This window comes from Enterobacter sp. WI-ESBL-E8, assembly GCF_053364895.1.
On record NZ_JBRWXJ010000001.1, the window covers coordinates 1,010,986 to 1,027,318 of the forward strand.

At 58.7% G+C, this 16,333-nt stretch carries 13 protein-coding genes; 4 read left to right on the forward strand and 9 right to left on the reverse strand.

The genetic code is table 11. From position 1 onward, the window contains the following. Window positions 1–109 precede the first annotated feature (109 nt). From ACWHWP_RS04810 to ACWHWP_RS04820, 3 genes are all read right to left on the reverse strand, one after another. On the reverse strand, window positions 110–1,219 hold the full coding sequence (locus ACWHWP_RS04810; protein WP_059310475.1) for an AI-2E family transporter: 1,110 nt from the start codon (window positions 1,217–1,219) through the stop codon (window positions 110–112). A 98-nt stretch (window positions 1,220–1,317) separates the two neighbouring features. Beyond that, window positions 1,318–2,499 (reverse strand): amidohydrolase, encoded by a 1,182-nt coding sequence (locus ACWHWP_RS04815; protein ID WP_447855150.1) that lies wholly within the window; start codon window positions 2,497–2,499, stop codon window positions 1,318–1,320. Between the two features lie 11 nt (window positions 2,500–2,510). Then, window positions 2,511–3,698 carry an MFS transporter gene (locus ACWHWP_RS04820; protein WP_059310477.1) on the reverse strand — a complete coding sequence of 396 codons (1,188 nt, stop codon included), beginning with the start codon at window positions 3,696–3,698 and terminating at the stop codon, window positions 2,511–2,513. Between the two features lie 127 nt (window positions 3,699–3,825). Between ACWHWP_RS04820 and ACWHWP_RS04825 the strand changes: the two genes are divergently transcribed. The 3 genes from ACWHWP_RS04825 to mmuM all read left to right on the forward strand — a co-directional run bounded on the left by ACWHWP_RS04825 (window position 3,826) and on the right by mmuM (window position 7,291). Beyond that, entirely contained in the window at window positions 3,826–4,734 is a 909-nt protein-coding gene (locus ACWHWP_RS04825; RefSeq protein WP_059310478.1) for a LysR substrate-binding domain-containing protein, read from the forward strand. A 237-nt stretch (window positions 4,735–4,971) separates the two neighbouring features. After that, a complete protein-coding gene (mmuP, locus tag ACWHWP_RS04830) occupies window positions 4,972–6,372 on the forward strand; it encodes an S-methylmethionine permease (RefSeq protein ID WP_447855151.1) in 1,401 nt (466 codons plus the stop codon). Then, the gene (mmuM, locus tag ACWHWP_RS04835; protein WP_447855152.1) at window positions 6,359–7,291 is read left to right on the forward strand and encodes a homocysteine S-methyltransferase; all 933 of its coding nucleotides are present in this window, start codon (window positions 6,359–6,361) and stop codon (window positions 7,289–7,291) included. Before mmuP ends, mmuM begins: the two co-directional genes overlap by 14 nt. A gap of 40 nt (window positions 7,292–7,331) precedes the next feature. Here mmuM and fbpC read toward each other — a convergent pair whose 3' ends face one another. From fbpC to ACWHWP_RS04865, 6 genes are all read right to left on the reverse strand, one after another. After that, on the reverse strand, window positions 7,332–8,378 hold the full coding sequence (gene fbpC, locus ACWHWP_RS04840; protein ID WP_059310481.1) for a ferric ABC transporter ATP-binding protein: 1,047 nt from the start codon (window positions 8,376–8,378) through the stop codon (window positions 7,332–7,334). Window positions 8,379–8,382: 4 nt separating this feature from the next. Continuing rightward, entirely contained in the window at window positions 8,383–10,461 is a 2,079-nt protein-coding gene (locus ACWHWP_RS04845) for an ABC transporter permease (protein ID WP_447855153.1), read from the reverse strand. Window positions 10,462–10,526: 65 nt separating this feature from the next. Beyond that, window positions 10,527–11,558, reverse strand: a complete 1,032-nt coding sequence (locus tag ACWHWP_RS04850; protein WP_033487712.1) for an ABC transporter substrate-binding protein — start codon at window positions 11,556–11,558, stop codon at window positions 10,527–10,529. Window positions 11,559–11,571: 13 nt separating this feature from the next. After that, window positions 11,572–12,873, reverse strand: a complete 1,302-nt coding sequence (gene uhpC / locus ACWHWP_RS04855; protein ID WP_063428262.1) for an MFS transporter family glucose-6-phosphate receptor UhpC — start codon at window positions 12,871–12,873, stop codon at window positions 11,572–11,574. Window positions 12,874–12,958: 85 nt separating this feature from the next. Further along, window positions 12,959–14,500, reverse strand: coding sequence for an MASE1 domain-containing sensor histidine kinase (locus ACWHWP_RS04860; protein WP_059310484.1), 1,542 nt, complete (start codon window positions 14,498–14,500; stop codon window positions 12,959–12,961). Then, window positions 14,500–15,129, reverse strand: a complete 630-nt coding sequence (locus tag ACWHWP_RS04865) for a response regulator transcription factor (RefSeq protein WP_059310485.1) — start codon at window positions 15,127–15,129, stop codon at window positions 14,500–14,502. The genes ACWHWP_RS04860 and ACWHWP_RS04865 overlap by 1 nt, the downstream gene beginning before the upstream one ends. Before the next feature lie 240 nt (window positions 15,130–15,369). Between ACWHWP_RS04865 and tauA the strand changes: the two genes are divergently transcribed. After that, window positions 15,370–16,332, forward strand: a complete 963-nt coding sequence (gene tauA, locus ACWHWP_RS04870) for a taurine ABC transporter substrate-binding protein (RefSeq protein WP_042716721.1) — start codon at window positions 15,370–15,372, stop codon at window positions 16,330–16,332. The last annotated feature ends 1 nt before the right edge of the window (window position 16,333 follow it).

Consider the following 16,333-nt stretch of genomic DNA (forward strand, 5'->3'; position numbering starts at 1 on the left):
TTTTACGGCATGAGTAGGATGGCGTTCTTCAAATTATAGAAAACGTTTGATTTAAGGTGAAAAAAAAGGCGGCACAGTGCCGCCTCGTGTGGTCTTTATCGTCACATCCCTACAAATCTGGAGGATTTTTTCCTTCTTCGATGAAATCCGCGTCCAGCTCTTCGGCGTTACCTTCGTGATCGCGCCCGGAGAAGAGGTTCCAGCAGGCGATAAACAGCGCGGCAATCAGCGGCCCAATGACAAAGCCGTTAATGCCGTACAGCTCCATACCGCCGAGGGTGGAGATCAGAATCAGGTAGTCCGGCATTTTGGTGTCTTTCCCCACCAGCAGCGGGCGCAGGATGTTGTCCACCAGCCCGACGACGATCACGAAGAAGCCGACAATAAACAGCCCTTGCCAGATCTGATGCGTGGCGAACAGGAAAATAGCGGCGGGCACCCAGACAATCGCCGAGCCGATGGCGGGCACCAGGGAGAGGAACGCCATCAGCGCGCCCCAGAGCACGCTGCCGTCAATACCCACAATTGCAAACGCAATTCCGCCGAGTATGCCCTGAACCACGGCCACCGCAGCCGTTCCTTTTACCGTGGCGCGCGACACGCCGACGAATTTAGCGAACAGGTGCTGCTTGGCGAAATCAGACAGGGGCAGGGAGTCGAGGATCTGGCGCACCAGATACGGGCCATCTTTCAGCAGGAAGAACAGCAGATAAAGCATGATGCCGAAGCTAATCGCAAAGCCAAACGTCCCTTTGCCAATCAGAAACGCGCTGCCGGCGAGATATTGCCCGCCCTGCAGGGCGACATCGGAGAGTTTTTTCTGGATCTGCGCCGCGTTGGTCAGGTTGTGATCCGCCAGGAAGCCGCTGGCCCAGCCTGGAAGGTGGTTGAAGATGCTCGCCACCACTTCAGGGAATTGGGTGTTGTTCTCCTGCAGTTTGGTGTAAACCACGTTCAGCTCAATGGCGAGCGAGGAGAGGATCACCATCAGCGGGATAAAGACGATCAGGCAGATAATGCCGATGGTCAACAGCGAGGCAAGCCCGTTGCGCTCCCCCAGCGCGGTGCGCAGCTTGTTTTTTACCGGGTTAAAAATGACGGTCAGAATCGCGGCCCACAGTATCGCGGAGAAGTAGGGCGAGAGCACGTCGAAGAAGGCCCAGGTCACAAGGGCGAGAATGAAAATAAAGAAGCCTTTGGTCAGTCCGTTAAAGCGCATCAGTCAGTCCTGGTTACTAAGAAACTGTGACGACTATAGAACCGATTGTGAGAATTACCAACCATTGCACCGGGTAAGGTGCAATGGTTGGTGAGGCGTTAAATCGCCTCAAATAACGCGCTTACCAGCGCAATATGTGCCTTAACGCCCACGGTGAGCGCGGCTTCATCAATGCGGAAGTGTGGGTTATGGACGTTCCATACCGCACCCTTTTCCTCGTTGCCGCAGCCGATAAACAGGAACGAACCGGGAATTTTCTCCTGATAGGATGAGAAATCTTCGCTGCCGAACAGCGCGCGATCGGCCAGCTGCAGCGTCCCGTCACCAAAGTGCTCCGCAATGGCTTTTTTGGCGATGGCGTTGGTGTCGGCATGGTTATTTCCGACGGCATAACCCTGCTGCCAGCGGATCTCACAGCGCGCCCCGTGGGCGCTCACTACGCCTTCAACAATACGCTGCATCAGCCGGGGAACCTGTTCACGAACCTGCTGATTATGGGTTCGCACCGTTCCTGCCAGACGGGCGCTGTCCGGAATGACGTTATAGCTATCACCGGCCTGGAAGGTGGCAATGGTCAGCACCGGGGCGTTGATCGGGTCAAGATTACGTGCGACCACGTTTTGCAGGGCGGTAACCACTTCAGCGCCGATTACCACCGGATCGATACAGAACTGCGGCATTGAGCCGTGGCCGCCCTGCCCAAAAATAGTGATGTCAAAGTTATCGCTGGAGGCAACGTAAACGCCCTCTTTCAGCGTGATTTTTCCCGTAGGGCTGTTCGGGAATACGTGCAGGCCGAAAATCTTTTCGACGTCGTCAACGACCCCTTTCTCCACCAGCTCGCGTGCGCCGCCCGGCGGCACCTCTTCGGCAGGCTGGAAGATAAACTTAATGCTGCCGCAAAGCTGGCTGCGCAGATGGCAGAGCACTTTCGCTGCCCCCATCAACATGGCGGTGTGGGCATCGTGACCGCAGGCGTGCATCACGCCGGGCCGAGTGGAGCTAAATGATTCTCCACTCTCTTCCTGTAGCGGTAGCGCGTCGATATCGGCCCGCAGCGCCCACGTTGGGCCGGGTTTTTCGCCCTGCAATACGGCTACTACGCTGTTCTCCAGCGGGCGGCTTATCGCCAGCTCCGGCAGATTCCCCAGCTCGCGGGCAATAAAATCAGCGGTGGGCTTTTCCTGAAACGAGAGGTCCGGGTTGGCGTGAATATGCCTGCGCCAGCGGATCACCTCTTCATTAACGTCGCGGATAAGGTTTTCAGTGGTACTTTTCATGACGGTCTCCTTCAGTCAGTCACCGGCAGCGTGGCCACAGGTTTTTTTATCAGCGGTACTATCGCCGCCCCCGCGCAGACCATTGCCAGTGACAGGAAAATAAACGCGCTTTCGTAGCTGTGGCTTTTCCCGACAAGATAGCCAATTACGACAGGCGAAACGAAGCCTCCCAGCGTTCCGCCGGTGTTTATCAGGCCGATAGCCGATCCCATAATGTTCTCCGGAAGGCGTTTCATCGGCAGGGTAAAGGCGGTTACAAAGGTTGCCATCAGGAAGATCTCCCCCACGAACAGCAGGACGCTGGCCGTCAGCGCCGTAGCGGTATGGAAGATGCCGAAAATGGCGGCAGCACCGATCAGCGCGCAGATCAAAATCACCTGCGGCTCGCGGTTGTGGAAATATTTCCCGACGAACCAGCCGGTGCACAAGGACGAGAGCCAAATCCCCGCGCCGCCGACGGCGACGATATAGCCGGAAATTTCCAGCGGCATCCCCCTGCTCTGGACGAAGAATTTTGGCAGCCAGGCCATCAGGCCGTAGCTGGGAATATTGACGCAGAACACAGAGACAAAGAGTAGCACCACCGTCGGGTTACGCCACAGGGCGCCGTTTTGCTCACCTGACTGCGGGCGCGGCGCAGGTTTCTGATAGGGCACGCGCACGGCGATCAGCGCGGCGATGGCGCAAGCAACGATCCCCAGCACCACAAACGACGCGTGCCAGCCCAGATGCTCCAGCGCAGAGACGGCCACAATGGGCCCCACGGTCATTGCCAGCCCGGCGGAGGAAAGCAAAACCGATTGCGCAAAGGTGCGTTTTTCCAGCGAGAAATTGCTGACCACCGCTTTCGCGCAAGAGCATGGGTAGCCGGAATGCCCCACTCCGGAGAGAAAGCGAAACAGCAGCAGCAGGCCAAAGCTCATGCCCAGCGCACCGAAGCACAGGGCGAAGATCCCGAGCGCGCACAGGGAGAGGATCAGCATGGTTTTATAGCCGAGCCTGTCGTTCAGCCAGCCCGCGGGCACCTGAAAGAGAGAATAGGCCAGGAAGAAAATGCCGGTGATGTAGCCCAGTTCCGCGCTGGTGAGGCCGAACTCTTTTTCGATAGGCAGCAGGGCAAACCCCATGACGGTTTTATCGATATAGACCACGACATAGCCGACAAAAAGCAAAAAAATCATCTGTGACTGGCTTTTCATTTTATTTTCCGCCTGACGTCAGAGTGTGATGAGGAGTGTTGTGTGTACTCCGAATCTAGGGGTTTACCTGAGACCCGGGAAGATATAATTTTTCTATAGGTGATGCTTTTTTGTTATAGGGTGAGTGATGAGATATTTGCCAAAGCTTGGGCATCTTCAGGCCTTTCGTCAGGTGGCACGCAGCGGCAGTATTCGTTCAGCCGCGCGCGAGCTGGGCGTTTCTCAGCCCGGGTTGAGCCGAACATTGCGTGAGCTTGAGCAAACTTTAGGCACGCAACTTTTATTGCGCAGCAAAGAGGGCATCGCCCTGACCGAGGCGGGAATGGCCTTTTCCCACCGCGCGGAGTGGGTGCTGGAGGAGTTGCGCCGTGCGGCAGATGAAGTGGAACAGATTAACCATTACACCCACGGACGGCTGACCGTGGGGTTCTCGTCACTGATTGCGCTGACGGTGTTTCCCGATGTGGCCGAGGCGTTTAAGGAGACGCTGCCGCAGGTGCTGCTGACGGTAAAAGAAGGGCAGTTATCCTCGCTGTTACCCGGCGTGCGCAACGGTGAAATTGACATCGCCATCGGTTCTGTCGATCCGATGGCGCCGCCAGAAGGGGTGATGATCGAACCTCTGTTCACCTCGCCGTTTTGTATCGTCGCGCGCAAAGGACATCCGCTGGCTGACGCACGCGATCTGATGGCGCTGCGTCAGGCTAAATGGTTGCTGCCGGAGTCATCAATGGGTTACTACCAGCAGCTGCAAAACGAGCTCAGCCATTTTTACCGACAGGTCGACGTGACGCCGCTGCGTACGGATTCTGTTATCACCGGCCTGAGTATGGTGCTCAACGCGGACTATCTGACGGTGGTTGCTCGGGCAATGTGTCAGCCGCTGCAGCTTGATGACAAGCTGGTCGCGCTGCCCATCGCCCAGCTGCCGTCGGCTCAGTACTGCGCGGTGTGGTCGCAGAAATCGGCGATGACCACTAACGCGCGCCAGTTTTTAATTCGCCTGCGCGAGGCATGCAGAGGGTTTAGCTGGTAGGGAAAAGATATGACTTTTGTCTGACCCAGGATCGACGTCGTCCGCACCATGCTGTAAGTATCTGCTTGCGGAGGTGCTTATGGCCTGGCGTCCAATTCTCTATGTGATCCTCACAACCCACCCCAGACTCAGCGCGCGGCGCGCCCGTTTGCGTCTGGTCATCTAGCTTTTTATTAACAACCGCGGTATAACACACCTTCTTTGGATGTTTAGATGTCCATACGTATAGAAGGTAATATGCAAACACAACAAGAAAATGGACAGCTTAAGCGCACCATGAAAACGCGCCACCTGATTATGCTCTCGCTGGGCGGCGTGATTGGGACAGGGTTATTCTTTAATACCGGATACATCATTGCGACGACCGGGGCGGCGGGTACGCTGCTGGCGTATCTGATAGGCGCGCTGGTGGTCTGGCTGGTGATGCAGTGTCTGGGCGAGCTCTCCGTGGCGATGCCGGAAACCGGCGCGTTCCACGTCTACGCCGCCCGCTATCTTGGCCCGGCCACGGGCTACACCGTGGCGTGGCTCTACTGGCTCACCTGGACGGTGGCGCTCGGGTCAAGTTTTACCGCCGCCGGGTTCTGCATGCAGTACTGGTTCCCGCAGGTGCCCGTCTGGGCCTGGTGTGTGGTCTTCTGCGCGGTGATTTTTAGCCTCAACGTCATCTCGACGCGCTTCTTTGCGGAAGGTGAGTTCTGGTTCTCACTGGTGAAAGTCATCACCATTATCGCTTTTATTATCCTGGGCGGCGCGGCGGTCTTTGGCTTTATCCCGATGAAGGACGGTACGCCCGCGCCGGGCTTAACCAACATTACGGCCGAAGGCTGGTTCCCGCACGGCGGCCTGCCGATCCTGATGACCATGGTAGCGGTGAATTTTGCCTTCTCCGGGACGGAGCTTATCGGTATCGCGGCGGGTGAAACCCAAAACCCCCACAAGGTGATTCCGGTCGCTATCCGTACCACCATTGCGCGGCTGATTATCTTCTTTATCGGTACCGTGTTTGTACTGGCGGCGCTGATCCCGATGCAGCAGGCGGGTGTGGAAAAAAGCCCGTTCGTGCTGGTGTTCGAAAAGGTCGGTATTCCTTATGCGGCGGACATCTTTAACTTTGTGATCCTGACGGCGATCCTCTCGGCGGCGAACTCCGGTCTGTACGCGTCTGGACGCATGCTGTGGTCGCTCTCGAATGAGAAAACGCTGCCGCGCTGCTTTGCCCGCGTCAACAAAAACGGCGTGCCGCTTACGGCGCTTTCGGTTTCCATGCTCGGCGGCGTGCTGGCGCTGTTCTCAAGCGTCGTGGCTCCGGACACCGTGTTCGTTGCGCTCTCGGCGATTTCTGGCTTTGCCGTGGTGGCGGTCTGGATCAGCATCTGCGCGTCGCACTTCGTGTTCCGTCGTCGTTATCTGCAGTCCGGCCAGCCGCTCTCTGCGCTGCAGTATCGAGCGCCGTGGTATCCGCTGGTGCCGGTGCTCGGCTTTATCCTCTGCGTGGTGGCCTGTGTCGGCCTGTGGTTTGACCCGAGCCAGCGCATTGCCCTTTATTGCGGGCTTCCGTTCGTTGCCCTGTGCTATGGTGCCTACTATCTGACCCGAAATATGACATCGCAGGAGCCTGAACATGTCGCAGAATAATCCGCTTACCGCCATCCTCGAAAAACAGCCGTTCGTAGTGCTGGATGGCGCGATGGCAACGGAGCTGGAAGCGCGCGGCTGTAACCTGGCAGACAGCCTCTGGTCTGCCAAAGTGCTGGTTGAAAACCCGGATCTCATCCGCGAAGTACATCTTGATTACTACCGGGCTGGTGCGCAGGTGGCTATCACCGCCAGCTATAAGGCCACGCCTGCGGGCTTTTCCGCGCGCGGTCTGGACGAGGCGCAGTCTCGCGCGCTGATCGGCAAAAGCGTAGAGCTGGCGCGTAACGCGCGCGAAGCGTATCTGGCCGAAAACCCGCATGCGGGCACGCTGCTGGTTGCTGGCTCCGTGGGGCCGTACGGCGCGTATCTGGCGGATGGATCTGAATATCGCGGCGACTATGTGCGCAGTGCTGAAGAGTTCACTGCTTTTCACCGCCCGCGCGTGGAGGCACTGCTGGATGCGGGTGCCGATCTGCTGGCGTGTGAAACGCTGCCGTCCTTTGCGGAAATCAAGGCGCTGGCGGCACTTCTGGCCGAGTATCCTCGCGCCCGGGCGTGGTTCTCGTTTACCCTGCGAGACAGTGAACACCTGAGCGACGGCACGCCGCTGCGTGAGGTGGTCAGCGTACTGGCGAATTCTCCGCACATTGTTGCCCTGGGCATTAACTGCATCGCTCTGGAAAACACCACGGCGGCGCTGAAGCATCTGCAAGGCCTGACCGCGCTGCCGCTGGTGGTCTATCCGAATTCGGGCGAGCACTATGACGCGGTAACCAAAACCTGGCACCACCACGGCGAAGCGTGCGAGACGCTGGCGGGGTATCTGCCGCAGTGGCTGGAAGCCGGAGCGAAGCTGATTGGCGGGTGCTGCCGCACCACGCCAAAAGATATTGCTGAGCTGAACGCGCAGCGCTGAGTCTTTTGCCGGGTAGCGGCTGCGCCTTACCCGGCACACATCATGCCGCCTCCGCCAATACAAACATCCCGTACGGATGGATCTCAAGATAGTACGCATCGCCCACGTCCGGCTGCAGGCGCGTGGCGTTAACCTGCAGTAAAATCTCTTGTCCGTGCCAGTCGACAATCACCTCATACTGCGGACCCATATAGGCGACGTGGCGGATAGTGCAGCGCTGGCTCGCCTCGCCGTGCTGGCTGAGCGTAATCGCCTCCGGACGCACGCCGACGGTGCCTTCGCCCTGGGTAGTAAAGTGCAGCGGACGCGGCAGACGATAGCCGTGGATTTCCACGACATCCTCGCTGAAGCGGGCCGGGAAGAGGTTGGCATCCCCCATAAAACTCGCCATAAAGCGAGACGCCGGTTGCCGATACAAATCCTGAGGCGAGCCAATCTGCATAATGTTGCCCTTGTTCATCACCAGCACGGTGTCGGAAACCGCAAATGCCTCGCTTTGATCGTGCGTCACGTACAGCGAGGTGATGTTGAACTGCTTTTGCAGCTCGCGGATTTTGTCCCGCATGCTGCGCCTGAGGTTCGCATCGAGGTTGCTCAGCGGTTCATCGAACAGCAACACTTTGGGTTTGAGGATCAGAGCGCGGGCCAGCGCCACGCGCTGCTGCTGGCCGCCGGAAATCTGATCCACGTAGCGATCTTCAAACCCCTCCAGGTCAACCATCGCCAGGGCTTCTTTGACCCGCGTTTTTATCTCTGCGCGCGAAACGCCCAGCATCTTCAGACCGTAGCCCACGTTCTCGCCCAGCGACATATGCGGGAAAAGCGCGTAGGACTGGAACACCATACAGATATCGCGCTGCTGAATGGAGCGGTGGGTCACATCCTCACCATCGATGTAAATCTGCCCTTCGGTCGGTTTTTCCAGCCCGGCAACCAGGCGCAGCACGGTGGTTTTACCGCAGCCGGACGGGCCGAGCAGCGTTACCATTTGTCCCTGCGGGATCGCCAGGTTGATGTTTTCAATTACCGTGTTTGCGCCAAAGCGTTTGGTCACGTTGCGCAGTTCAACAAAATGTTTCTCAGTCATAGCGTTACGCCTGGTTTTTGGCTTTTGAACGGGAGATACGCGCCTCGCCGATCAGCCAGTCAAAGAGGAAAATGATCGCCAGCATGACCACAATCAGGATCGAGCCGTAGGCAATCGCCACGCCGTATTCGCCGTCTTCCACGCGGTTCAGAATGTAGGCCGTTGCCACGCGGGTGTCCGGCGTGACGAGGAACACAATGGCGCTGACGGTGGTGATGGCGCGCACAAAGCTGTAAATCAGCGCCGATAAAATGGCCGGACGCAGCAGCGGCAGCAGGATGTGGGTGATGGTGCGCAGGCTTCCGGCACGCAGGCTCAGCGAGGCCTCGTCCAGCGACTTGTCGATCTGCCCTAATCCCGCGATCCCGGCGCGAATGCCCACCGGCACGTTACGCATCACCATGGAGATAATCACGATGGCGGCGGTGCCCGTGAGGTACACCGGCGCGCTGTTAAAGGCCAGAATGTACGACACGCCCGCCACGGTACCCGGTACGGCAAAGCACAGCATGGTGGTGAACTCGATGGTCTTTTTACCCCGGAACTGCTGGCGCACCACAACCCAGGCAATCAGCAGTCCGAAGGCGGCGGTGATCGGCGCGGCAATCCCGGCGTAAAGCAGAGTATCGAGCAGTGAAGGCCACGCACCGTCGCTCATCCCCTGGCCGAACAGCTTGATAAAGTTATCCAGCGTCAGGGTGTAATCCACGCCCCAGTTGACGGTAAAGCTCCCGTAGAAAATGCTGCCGTAGAGCAGGGCGTTAAAGGCGATCCACACCGCCAGCAGGGCGATCACGCTCCACACCAGCGTCACCGGCAGCGGCTGCACGTCGCCGCGGTACGATTTACCGGACACGGTGACGTAGGAGCGCTTGCCGATCCACATGTACTGAATGCAGAACACCAGCAGCGAGAACAGCAGCAGGAAGGCCCCAAGGGTACTCGCTGCCTGATAATCCAGCTGTGAGCCGGTAATGTAGAAGTAGATCTGCGTGGCCAGCACGTCGAAGTTCCCGCCCAGCACCAGCGGGTTACTGAAGTCGGCCAGCGACTGCACAATCACGATTAAGAACGCATTCGCCAGCGCCGGCTTCAGCAGCGGCACGAAGACGCCGTTAAAGGTCTGCCAGCGGCTGGCGCGCAGGGTGTATGAGGCCTCTTCCAGCGACGGGTGGATGGTTTTGATCGCGCCGTCGAGGATCATAAAGGCCATCGGCGTGAAGGCCAGCACCTGCGCCAGCCAGATGCCGGTGAAGCCGTACAGCCAGTTGGTATTGGTTAACCCAAACCAGTCCACCATCAGCTCCGTCATATAGCCAGAGCGCCCCATCATCAGCGTAACGCCCAACCCCACCACAAACGGCGGGGTCACGATGGGGAGAATCGAGAAGATACGTCCAATGATGGCGCTGCGTTTAGCGATGCGCGTGGTGTAAATCGCCAGCACCAGGCCAAAGAAGGTGCAGCCGACCCCGACGGCTATCGACAGCAGAATCGAGTTGATGATGACCTGGATAATGTGCGCCTGCGACAGCACGTTCATAAAGGCCAGCGGGGCGAATTCGCCAGCGTCGTTGGTGAACATCGGAATGAAAATGGCGATGCTCGGCCAGACGATAAAAATGCCGATCAGCGCCACGATGGTAATCAGCGAGCCGATGACAAAGCGATCGCCGCCCAGCCACTCCAGGCGGGTGAGGGCCAGCGTCATGATGGCGCCCAGGGCAACAAACAGCATGATGGTGGCATAGCCTAAGCCGCGTCCTTCCACCGTGGCGCTGATGACTATAAAGGCCATGCACAGCAGCGCCCAGCCCGCGTCAAGGTAGTGGCGGCTGCGCTGCTCGCGCTTTGCTTCGTTAAACGGGCGCACCAGCAGCAGGCTCGGCAGCAGGTACCACAGCCAGCTGACGTTGAAATGGGACCAGCCGTAGGCGTCGAGGATCTCATCCCCGGTAGATTCCAGCAGGCCGTAATCAAGGCTCCAGCTCGGCAGCAGGGCAAAGGCCAGCCAGCCGAGTAAAACCCACAGGAATACCGCATCCCGTTTTTTCGCGGGATGAAGAGGAAGTGTTTGTGACATAAGTTTTCCGGGTGTTGGATGCCCGGCAAAGGAATGCAGCCGGGCGATGACCACTGTTCGCGGGCTTATTTACCCATCTTCACGTCGCTGACCCATTTATTGATCAGCGCTTTACGCACGTCCGTAGAGCCGTACTTGTCCATGTCATAGCTGATGAGCTTCAGGTCATCGAGCTTGAGCGAGTTCGGCGAAGTTTCCGCCGTGGTGTTGGTCAGGATTTGGTAGGACTTGCCCTTCTTCCACGCCAGCTCCTGCGCTTCTTTGGAGAGCACCCAGTCCACGAACAGCTTCGCGTTCTCTTCGTTGCGCGCGCCCTTCAGAATGCTCACGCCGCCAATCTCATACCCGGTGCCTTCGCACGGAGAGATCAGCTCCAGCGGCGCACCCTGCTCTTTTTCCAGCGAGTAGTCGTGCAGGAAGCCGATGCCGATGGCGGTTTCACCGCGCGCGGCGTTACGCGCCGGGGCAATACCGGATTTGGTGTACTGAGATACGTTGCCGTTCAGCTGTTTCAGGTAGTCGAAGGCCTGGTCTTCCCCCCACAGCTGGACGAAGGTTGCCAGCGCGGTATAGGCGGTGCCGGAGCTTTGCGGATCGGCGATCTGGATCTCACCCTTGTATTCCGGTTTGGTCAGATCCTTCCAGCATTTTGGGACCGGCAGGTTTTTCTCTTTCAGGCGCTGGGTGTTGACGCCAAAACCTAAGATCCCGACGTAAACCGCTGAGGAGAGGTTGCCCTTCACCTTGGCCGGATCGCGGAATTTCTCCATGATCTGTTCCAGGTTTTTCGATTTATAGGGCTGGAGTAGCCCCATTTCACCGGCCTGGGACTGCGGATCGAGCGTGCCGCCGTACCATACATCGGCCTGCGGGTTTTTCTTCTCGGCATCCACTTTCGCCAGCGTGCTGCCGGAGCCGTTGCGGATAAACGAGGTTTTAACATCGTACTTTTCACCGAACGCTTTGGTTTCGACTTCGCACATTTCGTTGGTGGCGCTGCAGTACACCACCAGACGGCCTTTGGCCTGTGCGGCACCGGTTAAGGTAGCCAGCGCGATCCCGGAAGCAATGAGGGTAGAGAGAAGCGTTGTTTTCATTATTCAGCCCTTTTTATGACGTTATGTGACTGCGAGAAGCGGTGATGCCCGCCATCAGCAAGGGCATCAGTAATAAACCCATCAGGACGGCCGCAATCGAGAGCAAACTGAACATCCCCGACCAGCCGTAGCGTTCAATCACCTGTGACAGCGGCCACCCGGCCAGCGATGCGCCCAGATAGGCAAATACGCCGAGAAAGCCGGTAATCGAGCCTGCCGCCTGTTTATGTCCACACTCAACGGCGGCAAGGCCAATGAGCATCTGCGGACCGAAGACGAAAAATCCGACCGTAAAAAAGCACATCGCCAGCAGGGCGTAGTGGTGAACCGGTGCCAGCCACAGCGCGGCGACAGACACCATCAGCCCCAGCGTGAACAGCAAAATCATCGGTGCACGCTGGCCGCTGAACAGCAGGTCTGATCCCCATCCGGCAAACAGCGCGCCCAGTAAGCCGCCCACTTCGAAGAGCATCACCGTGGCGTTGGCGCTGAGCAGATTCACGCCGTGGCTTTCTGCCAGCCAGATGTTGCCCCAGTCGTTCAGGGCGATGCGGATGAGATACACCAGCACATACGACGCCCCGAGCAGCCAGATCATCGGGTTTTGCAGCATGGTGGTGCGCAACATCTGCCATAGCCCCATCGGCGGGCTTTGCTGCTGCTGGCGCAGCTCCAGCGGATCGCTCCGCCACTCCCCGACCGTGGGCAGACCCTCTTCCTGCGGTGTGCCCCGCAGCTGTGTGGTCAGCCACAGACCGAGCACGATGCTGATGATCCCCGGTGTCAGCATCGCCGCCTGCCAGCCCCATCGGTGGGCGGCAACGGCGCAAATCAACGGAATAATCGCGCCACCTATATTGATAGAGGTATTCCAGCAGCCCCACCAGAAGCCGCGCTCGTTGCGCGAATACCAGTGGGTCAGCAGCCTGGCGCAGGGCGGCCAGCCCCAGCCCTGAAAGAAGCCGTTCAGCGTCCAGATAAACAGCAGCAGCGGGAACGCATCGCAAAAGCTGAACAGCACGTTCAGCACGCCCGTTGCCAGCAGCCCGATGCCCATAAACGCGCGCTGTCCGTGGCTGTCGTGCCAGAGTCCGGCGGCAAATTTGGACAGCCCGTAGCTGAGATAAAACAGCGAGCCGATAAGCCCGATATCGCCCTTGCTGAGCCCCAAATCCAGCTGCAGCGCGGGTAAAACGGTGTTCAGGCTTTTTCGCGTCAGGTAAAACGCGGCGTAGCCAATCACCATACAAAGGAGCAGTCTGGGGCGCAGCGCCCGGTAACGTTGTGAAACCTCTTCAGCAGACAGTGCGTGCATGGCGTTCTCCGTTTGAGATGACTGTAGGGAAGTGCGGCATAAATGGGATGAGACAAAGTCTGGAGTGACTAAGACTTTTTCCTGGTCAGCGCGGCGTTTGTTGCAAATTTGTGGGCAGGTTAACAATTACGCGCGTCCCGAGACGGGATTCCAGCGTCAGTTCGCCGCCGAGCGCCGAGACGCGTTCGCGCATGCCCTGAATGCCGAAGCCGGGCTGCTGCTGCGGGCTGATGCCGCTGCCGTTATCGTGCACCTCGAGGTACAGCCGCGCGTGACGCTGGCAGAGCAGAATCGTGACTTCGCTGGCGTTGGCGTGTTTGCAGACGTTGTTGAGCAGCTCCTGTAGCAGGCGATACAGCGTAAAGACCAGCGTTTCGCTTTCCGGCGGCGTGGGAAGCCGGTAGTCAAAACGGCAGCGGATCCCGCGTTCAGCGAAGGCGAACTCGTTGACCAGGTGGTGCAGAGCCTCCTGGAGCGACAGCTCGTCGAGCACGGGTGGGCGGAGCTGGCGCAGCAGCTGGCGCGTGGAGTGGTGAATACGCCGCGCGAGGTCGTTGATCTGTCCGGCGGCCTCAATGGCGAGCGGCGTATCGCTCGCCCGCTTCACCAGCTGAGACTGGATCTGGATAGCGGTGATGTTCTGGCCGATTTCATCGTGAAGCTCGCGCGCCAGCTGCTTGCGGGTGTCCTCTTCGGAATGGATCAGCTTTTCCGCCAGCGCCCGTCTGGCCTGAAGTTCACTCTCAAGCCGGTGGCGATAGCGTTCGAGGTTCATCGCCAGATGCTGCTGGCGGCTGATGGCGATCCCCAGGCCAATCCCCAGCAGCGACTGGGTAGAGAGAAAAATTTCCAGTTCGAGAAGGTCGCTAAACCCGACGCCCACCTGGCGGGCAATGGTGATCATCATGCTGCCGAGCAGCCCGGAAAGGACACCGCCCTGCCAGCCGAATTTCCACGCCATCACCACGTTGGGCAGGAACACGACAATCAGCAGTAGCCGCTCCAGCGCGGGGGAGAGCACCATCTGCGTGCCGATGCCGATAATGAAAAACAGGCTGCACCAGATAATCAGCGAGGTGCGCAGCGGCGGATTGCTGGTGTCCAGCCCCAGCAGATGGTAACGATGCTGCTGGCGTAAAAATTCGAAGACCAGATAGACGAACGGCGTAAGCAGTACGCCACCGGTAAAGGAGCCGAGCAAAAGCAGCGTGGCCGGGCTGTCCAGAAAGGGCGACAGGAGCAAGGTTTGCAGCAGGGCATTCACCGTCACCGCCGCAATCAGCGTCGACAGCCGCTGCCAGTAGAGCGGGAAGCGGTGCCAGTACCTCTGTGCCAGCCAGGCGCTGACGATGCCGATAAGCGGCACGGCCAGCATTAGATAACGCGTGAGGAGCTGCTCACCGTGCAGCCACAGAATGGCGGCAAGGGGGGGAAGAATTAATGCAGGCCAGTAGCGACGTGAAAGTAAAATCATCAGCGCCAGCCACACGCCCTGCGGCAGAAACAGCACCGCCTGCTGGCCGTTGTGGGTAAGGTAGAAGCTCAGCGTCCACAGCATCAGCCAGCCGGTTCCCCAGGCCAGCATAATGAACAGGGACAGGATCAGATGCCGGACAGCGCGCCGCATCAGTGGCCCGTGAGCAGTTGGTTATCAAGCGCGAAGTGCACCAGGTCGATGGTGCTGCTGCACTGAAGCTTGCCCAGCACGTTGGCACGATGGACGTGAACGGTTTTATGGCTCAGCGAAAGCGTATAGGCAATCTCCTTCACGCTTTCGCCTTTCACCAGCAGCTCAAACACTTCGCGCTCGCGCGGGGTGAGTGCCTCAAGCGCTTTTGGCATCGGCTCGCCGCCGCGCAGCGCTTTTACCGCATCGGCGCACAGGTAATGCCCGCCCATGCCGACGGTGCGCACGGCCTGCACCAGCTCCTCCGGACCGCAGCGCTTGGTCAGGTAGCCGTTTGCACCCGCGTCGAGGGCGCTTTGCACAAAGGCCGGGGTGTCGTAGATGCTCAGGATGATGGCGCGAAACGTCGGCCGCTGTTGGCGCAGGCGCTTGAGCAGGCTAAGGCCGTTTTCGTCCGGCATTGCGACGTCCATCACCGCCACATCGATATCGTTGCGCGACAAGGCGGGCCACGCCTCCGCCGCGCTGCTAAACTGGCCCTCAACGATCACATCCTCTTCCAGATTTAACAGCTGGGCGAAACCGGAACGCACCACCACGTGATCGTCCACCAGCACCACTTTAATCATCTCGACACCTTTTGCTCATTAGTTGACCTATGATGCCCGTTGCCGGCGGGCTGGCAATCCTGCGGCTGCGGTTATGTAACCGATGTAACAAAATTGCAATAAAGCCACAGTCCACTTTTTAACTATCCTTTGCCGGTTTTTTTCTAAAAACGATTCGGAATGAGCGATACCTTTTTATTCCTTTATCAAAATTCCCGCGCCGGAAATACTGCCCTCATAACAACAAGGGGAGCAGGCACTATGGCAATTTCATCGCGAATCACATTACTCGGCGCACTGGCGCTGTGGGCTTTTCAGGCGCAGGCGGTGGACGTCACCGTCGCGTATCAAACCTCTGCGGAACCGGCGAAAGTCGCGCAGGCGGATAACACCTTTGCGAAAGAGAGCGGGGCGAAAGTCGACTGGCGTAAGTTCGACAGCGGGGCGTCCGTGGTGCGTGCGTTAGCCTCCGGCGACGTGCAGATCGGCAATATCGGATCCAGCCCGCTGGCGGTCGCGGCCAGCCAGCAGGTGCCAATTGAGGTGTTCCTGCTTGCCTCGCAGCTCGGTAACTCTGAAGCGCTGGTGGTGAAGAAAAACATCACCAAACCGGAAGACCTGATCGGCAAACGTATCGCCGTGCCGTTTATTTCCACTACCCACTACAGCCTGCTAGCGGCGCTGAAACACTGGGGCATCAAGCCGGGTCAGGTACAAATTCTCAACCTCCAGCCGCCGGCGATTATCGCGGCCTGGCAGCGCGGCGATATTGACGGGGCTTACGTCTGGGCGCCGGCGGTGAACGAGCTGGAAAAAGACGGCACCGTGCTGACTGACTCTGAAAAAGTGGGCCAGTGGGGCGCGCCAACCCTCGACGTGTGGGTCGTGCGCAAAGACTTTGCCGAGAAACATCCTGAGGTGGTGAAAGCCTTTGCGAAAAGCGCGATTGACGCCCAGCAGCCGTACATCAGCAATCCGGATGAATGGCTGAAGCAGCCCGCCAACCTGGAAAAACTCTCCCGCCTGAGCGGCGTGCCGGAGGCGGACGTGCCGGGACTGGTGAAAGGCAATACCTATCTGACACCCGCACAGCAGGTACAGCAGCTGACGGGGCCGGTGAACAAAGCGATTGTGGATACGGCCACCTTCCTGAAAGAGCAGGGCAAAGTGCCCGCGGTGGCGGCGGATTACAGCCAGTACGTGACCGATCGTTTTGTGAAATAAG